Genomic DNA, 15,187 nt, shown 5'->3' on the forward strand with positions numbered 1-15,187 from the left:
AAAATACTGTATTACAGTATTTTCTAATAATAATTATATAATATAATAAGCAGAGTTACTATTACATTAACATTACAATGGCAAATTTTTACCCTGAATGCTGTCCCTTGATTTTAGCTCTTTATCAATGTCTGAAAGCACTTTAAGTTTATGGAGAGTCCATCGGGGCTCTATTAAATCTGACTTTTTTCCGTCACCTGTTAATCTGTGAATGACAGTATCCGGATGCAAAAGTTCCAGTGCATCACATACAACATCAACATACTGTTCACAAGTTAGTATTTTAAAGTGTGTTTTTTGATAGTACTTTGCCAAGTCAGTGTTGTGTAAAATATGAAGCATGTGAAGTTTTACTCCCCACATATTTTTTTGTGAGATGTGCTTAACTGATTCAAGCATTTCTTTCTTTGTTTCCCCGGGAATTCCAAATATTAAGTGAACTACTGTTCGTATACCGGCAGCTTCCAGGTTGCGGCAGGTTATATCAAACTGTTCTGATTTGTATCCTCGTCTTAGAAATACTGCAGTATTATCATTAATAGTCTGAAGGCCCAGTTCTACCCACAAGAATGTTTTGGAGTTAAGCTCTGATAAAAGGCTCAGTATTTCCGGGCTGATGCAGTCAGGTCTAGTTGCTATGGCTAGTCCTTTGATATCTTCACAGTTAATTGCTTCATAAAATTTTTTCCTCAGGCTTTCAACAGTATCGTATGTGTTTGTGTAGTTTTGAAAATATGCAATATATGCATTGCTTTTCCATTTTTTTGACATAATTTGTTTTTGTTCTTCAATTTGCTCAGGAATAGACTTTTCTTTTTGGGAATTAAAATCTCCTGATCCTCTTTCACTGCAAAAAATACAGCCTTTGCGTCCTATTGTCCCATCTCTGTTTGGGCAGGTAAAGTTACCGTCTATAGACAGCTTGATTCCTTTTTCGCCAAATATTTTTTTCATTTCATAGTCTAATGAATGATATCTTTTATCGTTCCACATATTAAAAATTCACCTTTGTTAATTTGAGTTATGCACAGGCTTCCTAAAATGTTTAAGGAAGTTATACACAAATTTTATGCTTTTTTAGGCAGTTGTCAACAGTTTTATCCACAAATGTGCACAATTTTTATAAAAATCAAAAAAATACATATAAATAAGAAAATATTTGTATAGATTATTTAACGGAAAAATTATCTGAATTCCCATTAAGTTTATAATTCATAAAAGCATCAATTGAAGTTTTTGCAAGAGCAGCAACGGGGGTGGCTAAAAATAAGCCTACAGGTCCAAAAAAACCTCCACCTATTATAATTGCAATAATTATAATAATCGGTTTAATTGAAAGCTTGCTGCTTAAAATTTTAGGGTCAATAACAAGATTATCTATCTGTTGCAATATAAGTATATAAATAAACATTAGAAATCCTTTTTCGGAGTCGTAAAGAACATTTATCAACAGTATTGGAATGCCGCCAATAAAAGTACCGAAGTAAGGGATTATGTTTGTTGCTCCGATAATTATAGAATCAATTACGGGATAGGGCGATTTTATTATATACTTTGATCCGATAAACATTAATATTCCCGATATTATTGAGGAGATTATTTTTCCTGCCAGATAGTTTGATACATTATCATAAAGGCTGTGCATAACTCTGAACATTTCAACGGATGCTTTTTTCCCGAAAATAGTGCAACTTAAACGGAAGGTCCAATTTTCAATTTTTTCCTTATCGACTAAGATGTAAAAAGCAATAATTATAGAAAGAAGCATATTTGCTATAGCAGAAAATATATTTATGACCTTTTCAATTGCAAAATTAAGGAGCCATGACATTAAGTAAGAAAATTTGCTTGTTATTTCAGCAAGATAATTTTGCAGAATCTCATTTTCACTGCCAAAGTCAGATAAAAATTTGCTTGCTTTAAAAAACAATACAGGAATATCTTTCATCAACTGTCTTATGCTTAATATTATATTTGGTGTAATAATTGTAATTATAATTGAAATTATAAAAATAATAAATAAAAAGGTAAATGTAATTGCTGCATGTCTATTTTTTATTTTTAATCTTTTTTGAATAAAGACTAATATGGGATTAAAAATAGAAGCAATAATTATACCTGCAATAATTGGAAAACATACATTAATAATAATTGACAGGCCGTTTTCTAAATAAATGAATCTGAAAACGGAAATGCCTACAACAAAAATAGACAGAAAAATTAAATAATTTTTCAAACAATCACCCTCTTCTGTTAATTAGTATTAAGTATTATAAAAATATATGAATAAATAGAGAGAATTTGCAAATAACTATATTTAGATAATACTTTTTTTATCTTCTTCCAAATCATTAAGCTATCCCGCAATATATAAATTGCGGGATACTTGCTTTTTGGACTTGAAGAATGTTGACGGTATACTGGAGTAGCGGTATAATTATCTTAGTATGAAAGAAAACGATAACTAAGATAGGGAGAATGAGATGAAAAAAGTATTGCTGGGGAATACAGGAATGTATGTTTCTGTCATAGGTTTTGGAGGAATACCAATCCAAAGAGTTGATCAGGAATATGCAACAAAACTTATAATAGAAGCGAAAAACAGAGGAATTAACTTTATTGATACTGCTCAGGGATATACGGTAAGTGAAAAATACATTGGAAATGCACTAAAAGAAGCAGGAAGAGAAAATTTTTACATAGCAACAAAATCTATGAGCTATGACTACAATTCTATGAAAAAAGCTATAGAGAAAAGCTTAAGTGACATGCAGCTTGATTATATTGATTTGTTTCAAGTTCACAATGTGGGCAAGCAGGAGCAGCTTGACATGGTGCTTTCAGAAGATGGAGCACTTAAGGCATTGCTTGAAGCAAAAGAACAGGGACTAATAAAACACATAGGTATAACCGGACACCTTAAGGAACTTATGATGAAAGCAATAGAACATGATGAATTTGAAACAATACAATTTCCTTTTAATCCTGTAGAATCGCAGGGTGTAGAGTTATTTAAAAAAGCACTGAAAAAGAATATGGGCACTATAGCTATGAAACCAATGGCCGGAGGTGCATTTACCAAACAAAAATTATCTTTAAAATATATTATTAACAGTAATCTTATTAATGTTGCAATACCAGGTATGGATTCAATTGAGCAGGTTGTTGAAAATGCATCTGTAGGTGAATGTTCAGAGCCTCTCACAATTGAAGAGCAAGAAGAGTTGAACAAGGAAGTTGAAATTTTAGGAAATGATTTTTGCAGACGATGTGGTTATTGCAAACCATGTCCTGAAGGAATAGATATTCCCAGTGTTTTTCTTTTTGAAGGATATGTTACAAGGTATAATTTGCCAGAGTATGGCAGAAACAAGTATGAAGCTATGCCGATCAAGGCTACCGCATGTGTAAGGTGCAGAAAATGTGAAGGAAAATGCCCGTACAATCTTCCTATTGTGGATAAACTTAAGCATGCTGTAGAAACATTTAAAAATCTATAAGATTAATAAAATCAATTTGTAGGATTACTTAATTCTCAGATTGATTTTTTTATTGTAAGGTTTAATGTGAGTGACAGTACTAAAAGAATAAAAAGAAATTTTCAGGTTATATTAACATTGTTTAGCCAAAAACGAAGAATGTTTTTGGTCAATATGATATAATTTGGCATATTTAAAATCATACTATTTGAAAATTATATTTATGTTTAAGATAATAAAGGTAATTAATATTTAAGGAGAAATTATGACGGAAAAAAAATTCAAATTAGGGTTGATTCCCAGAATTATAATAGGTATTATAGCTGGATTGGTGTTTGGAAGTATTGCGCCACTTTGGTTCAGCAGAATTTTTATTACAATAAGCTCAATATTCGGAAACTTCCTGGGTTTCATCATACCGTTGCTTATACTAGGCTTTGTAACTGCCGGTATCGCTGAACTGGGAACAGGTGCAGGAAAACTTCTCGGCGTAACAGTTGTGATAGCATATGGTTTTACATTACTTTCAGGTATATTTGCATACTTTGTAGGCATTAATATGTTGCCTTCATTTATAGTAAAAGGCGCAGTAGCAGATATAACAGAAGGTACAGCTGCTTTAGAGCCGTATTTTACAGTTGAAATGCCTGCAATAATGCCTGTTGTTTCTGCATTGGTTCTAGCATTTATTCTGGGACTGGGAATTGCCGCTGTAAACAACGACCCTCTCAGAAAAGCTGCGGACGGATTTCAAAAGATTATAACAAAAGTAATTGAAAATATAATTATACCATTGCTTCCGCTCTATATTGTTGGTATATTTATAAATATGACATATACAGGTCAGGTTGCAACAGTATTTTCGGTATTTTGGAAAGTATTTTTAATAGTTATTGCAATGCATTTAATAATAATTATAGTTCAATTTGCTATAGGAACTGCAATTTCAAAGAAAAACTTATTTTCATGCTTGAAGATTCAGATAACAGGCTATTTGACAGCTTTGGGGACACAGTCGTCGGCTGCCACTATTCCGGTTAATATTAGGTGCTCTGAAAGAATGGGTATTTCAAAAGGAATAAGGGAATTTGTCATACCACTTTGCGCAACTACTCATATGTCAGGAAGTACAATTACACTTACTACATGTGCGATGTCTGTAATGCTGTTAAACGGAATGCCTGTGAGCTTTAACCTTTTCTTAGGATTTATAGCAATGCTGGGTATTACAATTGTTGCGGCTCCAGGAGTTCCCGGAGGTGCAGTTATGGCTTCACTAGGTGTTTTGGAAGTAGTTTTAGGATTTACGGAGCCAATGATTGCGTTAATGATTGCATTATACATTGCGCAGGACAGCTTCGGAACGGCGTGTAATGTATCAGGAGATCAGGCAGTTGCAATGATAGTTGACACAATATCTAAATAAAACTCAACCAGAAAATTAAGGTTGCAATGGCTTCCGCAGGGAAGCCATATTAATATATTGCAAGGAGAATAAAATGCGAGATTATGGTGTTTTTGATATTCTTGGACCAATAATGATTGGGCCATCAAGTTCACATACTGCCGGTGCAGCAAGGTTAGCTAAGGTAGCTAGTATTATAGCAGGCGGAGAAATAGTTAAGGCCGAATTTTTGCTTCATGGTTCATTTGCTCAAACGTATAAAGGGCACGGAACAGATAAAGCTCTTGTAGCCGGAATACTTAATATGGATCCATGGGATGAAGATTTAAAAAAGTCATTTGAAATTGCGGCTGAAAATGATATAGAGATAAAATTTACCGAAACAGATTTGGGAGATGTTCATCCAAACACAGTCAAATTTGTTTTGACAAAAAAAGATGGACAAATAACAGAAGTAACTGGAAGTTCTATAGGTGGGGGAAATATTCTAATATTTAATATAGATGGGCAGAATGTTGAATTTACCGGTGAACGCCCTACAATATTGACGCAGCACAGAGATTTGCCTGGAGTTATATCAAAAATATCATCTATTTTATACAACAATAATATAAATATTGCCAGCATGAGAGTTTATAGAAGTGCAAAGGGGAAAATGGCAACAATGGCTCTGGAGACAGATAGCTTAATTTCGGAAAATATAATTACTCAAATCAGAAAAATAGAAGAAATCGAGAATGTTAAAGTCATAAATCCGATTATTGAAGGAGGTAAATGATGTTTGTTTCAAGCGGCACAGAGTTAATAGATTTATGTAAAAAAGAAAATATTTCGATTTGTGAATATGCCATAAGGTCCGAAATCGAAAGATCTGATTTCACAAGAGAAGAAGTCATTGAAAAAATGAGAAAAAGTCTTCAGGTAATGATTGATTCCTCAACAACGGCACAAGAGACAGAAATTAAATCCGTGAGCGGTTTAATCGGCGGTGATGCTTTTAGACTAAAAAAATATGCCGACAGCGGTAAAACTTTGACAGGTGATTTTATGGTGCGAGCAATGGCCAGGGCTATTTCTTCATCTGAAGTCAACGCAGCAATGGGACGAATAGTGGCAAGCCCTACAGCCGGTTCATGCGGAATCCTTCCTGCTGTTATAATTTCTGCAGCAGAAAGGTTAAACAAGTCCGAGGACGACATGATCAATGCATTATTTACTGCATCCGGCGTAGGTATAATAATTGCAAAGAACGCTACATTGGCAGGAGCTGAAGGTGGTTGCCAAGCTGAATGCGGCTCGGCTGCGGCAATGGGATCAGCCGCAGTTGTAGAAATGATGGGAGGAACACCTGAGCAGGCTTTGGATGCTGCGGCAATTGTACTTAAAAATATCCTTGGGCTTGTTTGCGATCCAGTGGCAGGATTGGTTGAGGTTCCTTGTGCTAAGAGAAATATTGCTGGGGCGGTAAGTGCTCTTTCAACAGCGGATATGGCGATGGCAGGCGTAAAAAGCAAGATACCTTTTGACGAAGTTGTATGGGCTATGTACAAGGTAGGAAAGCAGATGCCTCCTGAGTTGAGAGAAACGGCTCAAGGCGGAGTTGCCATAACGCCAACAGGTGAAAAATTAAAAAAAGAAATATTTGGAGATAAGGCTACATATAATAGTAAAATTTAAATAAACTTTTGATGAATAGCCAAATCAAGCTTGACAAATTTGGTCCCTTAGGGTATATTACATTTAAATAAATGACTATGATGGAAAGCAGTAAATAATTTATTGTTTAAGAGAGTCGGTGGATGGTGTGAACCGATACAATTATTATTGAATCCGTTCCGGAGTTTTCAGGGAATTAACCTGGACGTATAAGGGCGATAACTTACTAAGTGATTATACATTTGTATAATAATTAGGGTGGCACCGCGAGTATCTCTCGTCTCTAAATCAGAGACGGGAGTTTTTTTAGTTCTAACTCTGTTTTTCAGATAAATGGAGTAAGTACTTACGCAGCAAAATCCCAATTTGAACGGCCGACAGGGAGTAAACAAATCGGTGATGGAGACTGCGAATTTTATATGGAGGATGTAGTATGTTAGATTTAAAATTTGTAAGAGAGAATCCTGATATAGTAAAACAAAACATAAAAAATAAATTTCAGGATAACAAACTGCCTTTGGTAGACGAAGTGATTGCTTTAGACGTTGAAAACAGGGAAGCAAAATTAAAAGCAGATACATTGAGAGCAGAAAGAAATAAGATTTCAAAAGAAATCGGCGGATTAATGGCAAAGGGAAAAAAGGAAGAGGCAGAAGAGCTGAAGAAAAGAGTTGTGGCAAATCAGGAAGAATTGGCTGCTCTTGAAAAAAAAGAAACAGAATTGGAAGCTAAAATACTCAAAATTATGATGACAATTCCCAACATCATAGATCCTAGCGTTCCATTAGGAAAAGATGACAGCGAGAATGTTGAAGTTGAAAAGTTTGGAGAGCCTTTAACTCCAGATTTTGAAGTTCCTTATCACACAGATATAATGGATAAATTCAACGGCATTGATCTGGAAAGCGCAAGAAAGGTTGCCGGTAACGGATTTTATTATTTAATGGGGGATATAGCAAGACTTCATTCGGCAGTTATCTCCTATGCCAGAGACTTCATGATTGATCGTGGATTTACCTACTGCGTTCCGCCATTTATGATACGCAGCGAGGTGGTTACAGGAGTTATGAGTTTTGCTGAAATGGATGCAATGATGTATAAAATTGAAGGTGAAGATTTATACTTAATAGGTACCAGCGAACACTCAATGATAGGAAAATTTATCGATACAATATTGCCAGAAGAATCACTTCCATACTCATTAACCAGCTATTCACCGTGCTTCAGAAAAGAAAAAGGAGCACACGGAATAGAGGAAAGAGGCGTTTACAGAATTCATCAATTTGAAAAACAGGAAATGATTGTTGTATGTAAACCTGAAGACAGCCCGATGTGGTACGATAAACTGTGGCAGAATACGGTTGATTTGTTCAGAACATTGGATATTCCGGTAAGAACACTGGAATGTTGCTCAGGAGATTTAGCAGATTTGAAAGTTAAATCAGTTGATGTTGAAGCATGGTCTCCAAGACAGCAGAAATATTTTGAAGTTGGAAGCTGTTCTAACCTTGGCGACGCTCAGGCAAGAAGACTGAAAATAAGAATTGCAGATGAAAATAAAAATAAATATTTTGCTCATACATTAAACAATACAGTGGTTGCGCCTCCGAGAATGCTGATAGCATTTTTAGAAAACAACTTGAATGCAGACGGCTCAGTAAATATTCCTGAAGCACTCAGACCGTATATGGGTGGTAAGACTGTTATTAAATGCACAGTTTAGAAAAATATATGAACTAGGCCGCTATACTATGAAAATAAGAGTATAGCGGCTGATTAGTTAAAATATATAAAGCATTATTGCAATTCTAATAATAAGCTAAGTATATAATTAAGCATATGATGAAAATATGACTATTGACAAAAAAGAGATGTTTAGTTAAACTTATATGGAATCTTATTTGGGAAGCGTATCGAAGTGGTCATAACGAGCCGCACTCGAAATCCACTCGGTCAGTTGCCTTGAAAATGCGGGAAACCCTTGAGTTTATGCGGGTTTGCGGGATTTTGAAAATTTAGCTTTTTACCGATTTCTACGGTTTTTCTACACTTTGCCTTGACTTCTACAAAAGACTTGGTGTATTAAAATAAAATATGGAGGCGTATCGAAGTGGTCATAACGAGCCTGACTCGAAATCAGGTTGTCCTCACGGGCACGTGAGTTCGAATCTCACCGCCTCCGCCATGAGCCTGTTTGCGGTCAATGTCCGCAGCAGGCTCTTCCTTTTTTGCTCTTTTCTACGCCCTCTTTTAAGGGCGTTTTTAATGGTTTTGTAGAAATCCTTCATATCATAACCCCTTGTCATATAAGGCTTTTTCGCACTTCGATGAAGAAGTTTGTAGAAATTCATTCATCTTCTTCAAGTCCAGTAGGCTCGTCCACTGGGGTTCTGTCAAACATTCCGTCCATTACAAGCCCCGATTCAATCTGTGCATGGAAGTCCAGATGTGAGTAAATATCCGCTGTGGTTGAGAAGGTACTGTGCCCAAGCCATATCTGGATTTGCTTCATCGCTATGCCGCTGGCCAGCAGTAGGCTGGCACAGGAATGTCTGAGATCATGAAACCTTATTTTCTTCAGACCGTTCTTTTCAAGCAACCAGCTAAAATGTTCCGTTACATAATTGGGACGCATAAGCTTTCCCGCCTGGTCGAGGCAAATGTAGTCCAGATAATCTCGGCAGTAGGAGCGCTTGAATAGCTTGCGGTACATTTCCTGCTTTTCTTTTTCTGCCAACAGTAGCTTTTCAACCGATGGTAATAATGGGAGTGTGCGAAAGCTGGATTTTGTTTTGAGGACATCTTCACCCACAGCAACTGATCTGCCATCTACCGTTTCCTCAATTACCTTATGCTTGATGGAGATGGTCTTTTGCTCAAGGTTTATCGCATCCCATTTTAATCCGAGGACTTCACTTCGGCGTAGTCCATAGTAGGCCGCCAACTTCACACATATCTCTAAAGGATCGCCCTCCACCGCATCAAAAAGTTCCATTATTTCTTCCGCTGAATAAAACTGTGCCTTATAAACATTCTTTTTGGAGCGGCAGCCAACGGATGCCAGGCTTTCTTTACCCACAAAAACGTACAACCGATTATGTTCCGGTTCTGCGATTTCCACGTCGCTCATGTCAAAGAAGTAATACAGCAGGACAGCTTTACGCTTTTCTTCCGGCAAGCTGTGCATAGCCTCAGCAAGCAGTTTTGCGGAGATTTCCTTTCCTGCCACGCAAAAGGCTTTTTCAGCTTCATCATCTGCAAAATAGAGGTCATGGGTGTAAAGCTGATTTTCCTCCTGCGGGGACAAGTCGGAAAACGTCACTTCGCGTAGTTGCTGACGCTTTGTGTCCCTGTGGGCATTGGCTGCTTCATTCTTCAACGCCCGTTTGCAATAGCCGTTAAATGCGCAACGGATTTGCCATTGGGTGCGAGCAGGTTCATTCATGGTATTCACCTCCTTTCGCAGCCGCGAAAGCGGGTGATGTCCCCTTTCATAAACCCTCAACACCGGGCGATTTGGAAATGCCGGAAACGTCGGGAGATTTTTTGAAAAACTTTTGAGAAAAGCGCAAAAAGGCCCGACTGAAAAAATCAGTCGGGCATAAGTGGAACTGTTACATTTTACATGATGATGCGTGTGTTCATGTTGATAGCCGGAATAGCCCGTTGGTAAATAAGGGCTTTTTTTGACAAATGGGTATTAGGTGGAGCATGATAATTAAAAATTGACATGGCGATACCTCCTTGATACCGCCATGTCCTTAAAAAAGGGCAACCTTAATACACCCCCCGAAAACCTATTTTTCAAAAAGGAAAACGGCGGCTTTGGTTTTTGATGTCACTCAACAGCGGATATTGCGCAATCAAGTGGTATATCCCGTCAAGCAGTTAACCAAACAAAACGTAGGGTTTTAGAAAAATTATGAAAAACCTTTGTTGTTTAGTATCTATTCGTATGGACTAAACCCACCGCCTTTAGGCGGTATACACTTTAAGCTTTGCCCTACAAATCACCTTCCTAACTGCAAGCAGTGAGATCCCTTTAGGAATAACTGTAAATAATCAAAACACAATGAAAACTCCCCTATCAAAAGATCAGAGCTGGGCAAATAAGTCGCCCAGCTCTGATCGGTTAGAGGCAAGTTGTCGGATGCGAAAACAAAAATTACTGCCAACCACCAGCTGCACCATTAAAATCATCTTTGTCGATGCTAAACACACCATCCGTGACACTGCGAAAAAATCAATCCTCCGATGAAAAAACGCTCATCGGATCAATGTACTCATCGTCAATAATCAAGCTAAAGTGTAGATGATTGCCTGTTGCTTCGCCAGTCGAGCCAACATAGCCGATAACGTCGCCTTGTTGCACGGTATCGCCCTCTGCAAGACCTTCTGCAAATCCAAACAATACCGAGTAAAAAGTCTGAATGCCGCCGCCGTGATTCAAAATGATATAATTACCATCTGTTTCATTATCTTCTATCTCGACGACTGTTCCCTTATTGGCGGCAAATACAGATGTGCCTTCGGGTGCCGAAACATCAATCCCGTTATGAAACATCACTTCCTTCTTTATGGGATGCATGCGTGAACCATATGCGGCGGTGATACGATCATACCCCGTTACAGGCCATAGATATTTCCCGTCCATATTGCTATCGTCCTGTTTATCAACGCTAACATTGCTAACATTATCAACACCAACATTGCTAACATTGCCAATGTCGTTCCCTGTAGAACTGGAAGCCAATGCCAATCCTGTAACGCCGATTACGAGGATTACTACAACAGCTAAAACCACAATATACTTCTTCGTTTTCTTAACGTTCAACAATCTTATCAATCTCCTTTCAATGTGCTTCTTGCTCTCGCATAAGGGAGAATAAAAAGCTGTGTTCATGCTGGAATGGTTATCCAGCGTGTTCAAGATGGCTTCGCCATAATGTTTTCTTTCCTCATTGGACATATCACATGCCAATGCCTCGTCGCAGGACAACTCGCCCCATGTGCTTATATCCTTGCGTAGAACATGGGCAAGGGGGTTAAACCAATGCACGGTTCCAGCAAGCAAAGCAAGCATTTTTACCCATATATCCTTGTGTTTCAAGTGCATTAACTCATGGGTCAAGACAAGTTTCAAGTCAAGTTCCCGCATGTTTGAGGTTGGCAGCAATATCATGGGGTTGCGTAACCCCACAAGCATAGGGCTTTTGATTTTCGGGTTCATCATAAGTTTTACTTCGCTGTGAATACCTAACGCTACTTTGCATGAAGAAAGCAGGACAGCGGTTGTGGTATCCTCAGATACGGGAAAGCTGTCAGTCCGAAGCTGTTTAGAAAACCTGCGGTAGCAATAGAAATGCCATCCGGCAAATACCATCGCACCCACAAACCAAATGAACAAAATAGCTTGTGTCAATTCAAACGTCAAATGCTTCTCCACCAGAGTATCCATTGTGTCCACAAAACCGTTTGATGGTAATGTTGGTGGTGCTTTCTGAATGATAGGCGGTTCGGCGGGATAGCTTTCTATGACAGGCTGAACAAAAGGGAACTTTCCGGCAAAGAGGAAAACGGGCAGGAGAAAAAAAGCAATTGCCATTTTCCCAATTCCGTATTGCCACTTTGCAGGGAAGATTTTCGCCGTTACAGGTCGAAGCAACAACATTAACACGACAACTACACTTCCCGCAATAGACATGGCAAGGAGATTTGAAAACAGATTATTCATTCTTTTCACCTGCCTTTTCTGCGAACCAGCGCCTTAATTCGGTCATTTCATCTTTCGTCAACTCCTTGCCGTCATAGAGCGTTGTCAGGAAGTTTTTAACCGAACCCTCATACAAAGTTTCCAATAGGCTCTTTGCTTCATGGCTCCGATATTCTTCCGGCGATATGCGAGGCTTATAAATATTCGCCCGACCTTGTTTTATGGAAGTCAGGACACCCTTTTCAACCAGCCTTGCAAGAAAGGTTGCAATTGTTTGCCCTTTCCACTCCTTGCCCTTTTGCTGTGCAAAAATGTCAAGCAGTTCGCCGGATGTAATGGGATGGTCGGAAGCCCAGATAATCTGCATCACTTCCATTTCCGTTTCTGATAGTTTTTGAAAATTAATCATGGTGTACACCCTCCATTCACTGCCGCACGTCTGCGACAATTCTACTACGCTTATGTAGTGGTTTTATTCTACTACATGTATGTAGTAGGGTCAAGAGAAATTTCAAAAATAATCTTTATGATTTATTATCATCAAGTAGATGATGTGTGTAATCATATCTAACGACGTGAGGTGAACAGTAAAATGTAGTAGGGTGAAATAATATGAAGCAAGAAAAAATCAAATACGACTTTAAGGCTTTTGGTCAAGCCATAAAAGAAGCGCGAAAAACAAAAGGAATATCGAGGAACGAGTTAGCAGACCAAATGCACATAGCCCCCCGATATATTGCGTCCATTGAAAATAGCGGACAGCACCCAAGCCTACAAATCTTCTATGAGCTTGTTACTCTTTTAGATGTATCGGTAGACCAATTCTTTTTTCCAAACAAGGAAACAGACAAATCCACGCAGCGCAGACAGCCTGACAGTCTGCTTGATGATATGAGAGATAAAGGATTGCGGATAGTCACTGTCACGGCAAAAGAGATTAAGGAAGTCGAAACAGAGAACGAATGAATGTCCAGTGGTCATAACGAGCCGCACTCGAAATGCGGTTGACTTTCGGGGCACGTGGGTTCGAATCCCACCGCTTCCGCCAAAGCAAAAAGTCTTAAAAGTCTTGAAACATAAAGGTTTTAAGGCTTTTTATTTTTTTATGTGATAAAATGCAATAGGAACTGTTGTTTGGCGGCTTGCGGTAGATGCATGGCACACAATATTGACAGTATTCAGGACAATTACATATAACAGCGAAATCAACCGCATTGCACGAGAAGTAGTGTATTAAGATATACCGAACATTACTGAATAGCAATAAAAAATAGGGACGCGACAGCCTTTATCGGATATTGCACCCTGGTTGCATTGTCACCCGTATAAAACATAATTACTCAATCGTTTTTCCTTCGACTTTATGTTAAAATGAAAATGGCAACTACATGCCTGTGTTATCCAAAAGATAGGCGGTGAACAACAATGAATTTACACAATGAGATTGTAAAATTAAAGACAGTATTTGATTTGCATACTGATAATGGAGATGTAGAAGGCTTAAAAAAATCTATTTTTTCGGCAATGGAATTGCTTGATAACCCCTTAATATCCAACATGGATATGTTGAGCCTAAACTATTCCATAGCAACTGCCTATGCTGATATTGAAAGTTTGGTTTTTGATAATCTTTCACACCCTGAATTAGAAGAACTACAAGAAAATTATATCTATTACTATCGTGCCGCACTCGATAATATTCAATCTGTCAGTGTAGATACCAACGGTCTTTTTCAACAGTTATATACTAATGCCGGTAATGCTTATAGTAGGGTAGGTCGCGTATTGGAAGCCATGCGTTTATATGATATAGCTTCGTCAAAATACGGAATGTTTCCTATGGCGCTCGGAAATAAAGGAATTGCTGCACATAAGCTATCACTTTTTACTTATGACCCAAATCATAGCCATATTTTTAACCATTTTGCCCATTTTTGCTTGACCGAAGCATTAAAACATAGGGAATATTTGGATTTGCATGGAAATGCGGCAAAATACTTTGAGAGTATTAAAATGACTATTGAGCAACGATACCCCCCTGATTTTATTGAGAATCCATTGAATTTAGGTGATTATACTTTTGGTAAAACAAAAAAAGAACAAAATTATAGGAAATGGGCTACGATGGAAACCTTATTTTTGAATGAGCTAAACGACATAATGACCGCTCCTATCGTGGCAACAGATTATCTTCATTTGCCTAGCATGATTTATACTTCCGAGACAGAACAATGGAAATTTCACTATGGATTATTTAATCAAATAAAACAAGAATATGTTTCTGCACGTTACTTGTTTTATGATGGTATGCAGGACAGAAAAAGTGCTCAACTGGCAGATAGAGAAGTTTTACAAATTGAAATTGATATGGACGTACATTCTCACAGTGACTATTCCATCAGAACAGCATTTCGTACTTTATATTCTATACTTGATAGAATAGCTTTCTTCATGAATGAGTATTTTTCTTTAGGAATACCTTTAGACAGGGTATCATTTAGGAGTATTTGGAATACCAAAGAGGGCACAACTAATCCACTATTAACACTTTGTGAAAACAATGATATGCTCAACGCTATTTACTGGCTCTCCAAAGACGTTTATGAAAAGAACTACCGTCGCACAACAAAGCCGGCAAGTAAGGAATTTGATACGATTAGAAATCGGATGGAACACAGATACGCAGTATCGACATTAGAAGAAATACCTACAAGCGACGATTACACCTATCGCATCAGCACCGTATCTCTATATGAAAAAACGCTTGAGCTAATGCAATTCATAAGAGAAACAATAATCTATCTTTCGTTTGCCATACACATCGAGGAAAGTAGGAAAAGAGAAAAGGCGAAAGAACAAGGGAAAGTTATCCCACAATTTCAAACTACTGTTATGCCGGATATATGCAAATAAGGCGCGACAACTGATACAGTC

Annotated in this window: 13 protein-coding genes, 1 tRNA gene and 1 other annotated feature; of the genes, 8 read left to right on the plus strand and 6 right to left on the minus strand. The window is 37.8% G+C overall.

Annotated features, from left to right (window positions below):
* Window positions 1–72 precede the first annotated feature (72 nt).
* Window positions 73–993 (minus strand): TIGR01212 family radical SAM protein, encoded by a 921-nt coding sequence (locus ACS3UD_RS13860; protein WP_308139051.1) that lies wholly within the window; start codon window positions 991–993, stop codon window positions 73–75.
* A gap of 175 nt (window positions 994–1,168) precedes the next feature.
* On the minus strand, window positions 1,169–2,236 hold the full coding sequence (locus ACS3UD_RS13865; protein WP_308139050.1) for an AI-2E family transporter: 1,068 nt from the start codon (window positions 2,234–2,236) through the stop codon (window positions 1,169–1,171).
* Between the two features lie 247 nt (window positions 2,237–2,483).
* Between ACS3UD_RS13865 and ACS3UD_RS13870 the strand changes: the two genes are divergently transcribed.
* From ACS3UD_RS13870 to ACS3UD_RS13895, 6 genes are all read left to right on the plus strand, one after another.
* The gene (locus ACS3UD_RS13870; RefSeq protein WP_308139049.1) at window positions 2,484–3,500 is read left to right on the plus strand and encodes an aldo/keto reductase; all 1,017 of its coding nucleotides are present in this window, start codon (window positions 2,484–2,486) and stop codon (window positions 3,498–3,500) included.
* Between the two features lie 244 nt (window positions 3,501–3,744).
* Entirely contained in the window at window positions 3,745–4,905 is a 1,161-nt protein-coding gene (locus tag ACS3UD_RS13875; RefSeq protein WP_308139048.1) for a dicarboxylate/amino acid:cation symporter, read from the plus strand.
* 73 nt (window positions 4,906–4,978) lie between these two features.
* A complete protein-coding gene (sdaAB, locus tag ACS3UD_RS13880; protein ID WP_308139047.1) occupies window positions 4,979–5,662 on the plus strand; it encodes an L-serine ammonia-lyase, iron-sulfur-dependent subunit beta in 684 nt (227 codons plus the stop codon).
* Window positions 5,662–6,561, plus strand: a complete 900-nt coding sequence (sdaAA, locus tag ACS3UD_RS13885; protein WP_308140088.1) for an L-serine ammonia-lyase, iron-sulfur-dependent, subunit alpha — start codon at window positions 5,662–5,664, stop codon at window positions 6,559–6,561. The genes sdaAB and sdaAA overlap by 1 nt, the downstream gene beginning before the upstream one ends.
* A gap of 68 nt (window positions 6,562–6,629) precedes the next feature.
* Window positions 6,630–6,828 (plus strand) — a binding site (T-box leader).
* 145 nt (window positions 6,829–6,973) lie between these two features.
* A complete protein-coding gene (serS, locus tag ACS3UD_RS13890) occupies window positions 6,974–8,263 on the plus strand; it encodes a serine--tRNA ligase (RefSeq protein WP_308139046.1) in 1,290 nt (429 codons plus the stop codon).
* Window positions 8,264–8,636: 373 nt separating this feature from the next.
* Window positions 8,637–8,725 (plus strand) — tRNA-Ser (locus ACS3UD_RS13895).
* Here the strand turns inward: ACS3UD_RS13895 and ACS3UD_RS13900 are convergent.
* From ACS3UD_RS13900 to ACS3UD_RS13915, 4 genes are all read right to left on the minus strand, one after another.
* Entirely contained in the window at window positions 8,688–8,828 is a 141-nt protein-coding gene (locus tag ACS3UD_RS13900) for a hypothetical protein (RefSeq protein WP_440977635.1), read from the minus strand. The genes ACS3UD_RS13895 and ACS3UD_RS13900 overlap by 38 nt on opposite strands.
* A 59-nt stretch (window positions 8,829–8,887) precedes the next feature.
* A complete protein-coding gene (locus ACS3UD_RS13905) occupies window positions 8,888–9,985 on the minus strand; it encodes a tyrosine-type recombinase/integrase (protein WP_308139044.1) in 1,098 nt (365 codons plus the stop codon).
* Window positions 9,986–10,783: 798 nt separating this feature from the next.
* A complete protein-coding gene (locus tag ACS3UD_RS13910; protein ID WP_308139043.1) occupies window positions 10,784–12,274 on the minus strand; it encodes a M23/M56 family metallopeptidase in 1,491 nt (496 codons plus the stop codon).
* Window positions 12,267–12,662, minus strand: coding sequence for a BlaI/MecI/CopY family transcriptional regulator (locus ACS3UD_RS13915; RefSeq protein WP_308139042.1), 396 nt, complete (start codon window positions 12,660–12,662; stop codon window positions 12,267–12,269). The genes ACS3UD_RS13910 and ACS3UD_RS13915 overlap by 8 nt, the downstream gene beginning before the upstream one ends.
* A 203-nt stretch (window positions 12,663–12,865) precedes the next feature.
* Here ACS3UD_RS13915 and ACS3UD_RS13920 point away from each other — a divergent pair, with 203 nt between their 5' ends.
* Both ACS3UD_RS13920 and ACS3UD_RS13925 read left to right on the plus strand, forming a co-directional pair.
* Window positions 12,866–13,219, plus strand: coding sequence for a helix-turn-helix domain-containing protein (locus ACS3UD_RS13920; protein ID WP_308139041.1), 354 nt, complete (start codon window positions 12,866–12,868; stop codon window positions 13,217–13,219).
* A gap of 459 nt (window positions 13,220–13,678) precedes the next feature.
* The gene (locus ACS3UD_RS13925; RefSeq protein WP_308139040.1) at window positions 13,679–15,166 is read left to right on the plus strand and encodes an LA2681 family HEPN domain-containing protein; all 1,488 of its coding nucleotides are present in this window, start codon (window positions 13,679–13,681) and stop codon (window positions 15,164–15,166) included.
* Window positions 15,167–15,187 lie beyond the last annotated feature (21 nt).

The sequence above is a fragment of the Sedimentibacter sp. LTW-03 genome (genome assembly GCF_052059825.1).
Lineage (GTDB): Bacteria > Bacillota > Clostridia > Tissierellales > Sedimentibacteraceae > Sedimentibacter.

Excerpts from the sequence above, each read along its gene's own strand:
- ACS3UD_RS13920 (WP_308139041.1), top strand. The coding sequence starts at position 12,866 with ATGAAGCAAGAAAAAATCAAATACGACTTTAAGGCTTTTGGTCAAGCC.
- ACS3UD_RS13905 (WP_308139044.1), bottom strand. The coding sequence starts at position 9,985 with ATGAATGAACCTGCTCGCACCCAATGGCAAATCCGTTGCGCATTTAAC.
- ACS3UD_RS13860 (WP_308139051.1), bottom strand. The coding sequence starts at position 993 with ATGTGGAACGATAAAAGATATCATTCATTAGACTATGAAATGAAAAAA.
- sdaAA (WP_308140088.1), top strand. The coding sequence starts at position 5,662 with ATGTTTGTTTCAAGCGGCACAGAGTTAATAGATTTATGTAAAAAAGAA.
- sdaAB (WP_308139047.1), top strand. The coding sequence starts at position 4,979 with ATGCGAGATTATGGTGTTTTTGATATTCTTGGACCAATAATGATTGGG.
- serS (WP_308139046.1), top strand. The coding sequence starts at position 6,974 with ATGTTAGATTTAAAATTTGTAAGAGAGAATCCTGATATAGTAAAACAA.
- ACS3UD_RS13915 (WP_308139042.1), bottom strand. The coding sequence starts at position 12,662 with ATGATTAATTTTCAAAAACTATCAGAAACGGAAATGGAAGTGATGCAG.
- ACS3UD_RS13910 (WP_308139043.1), bottom strand. The coding sequence starts at position 12,274 with ATGAATAATCTGTTTTCAAATCTCCTTGCCATGTCTATTGCGGGAAGT.
- ACS3UD_RS13875 (WP_308139048.1), top strand. The coding sequence starts at position 3,745 with ATGACGGAAAAAAAATTCAAATTAGGGTTGATTCCCAGAATTATAATA.
- ACS3UD_RS13925 (WP_308139040.1), top strand. The coding sequence starts at position 13,679 with ATGAATTTACACAATGAGATTGTAAAATTAAAGACAGTATTTGATTTG.
- ACS3UD_RS13870 (WP_308139049.1), top strand. The coding sequence starts at position 2,484 with ATGAAAAAAGTATTGCTGGGGAATACAGGAATGTATGTTTCTGTCATA.
- ACS3UD_RS13900 (WP_440977635.1), bottom strand. The coding sequence starts at position 8,828 with ATGAAGGATTTCTACAAAACCATTAAAAACGCCCTTAAAAGAGGGCGT.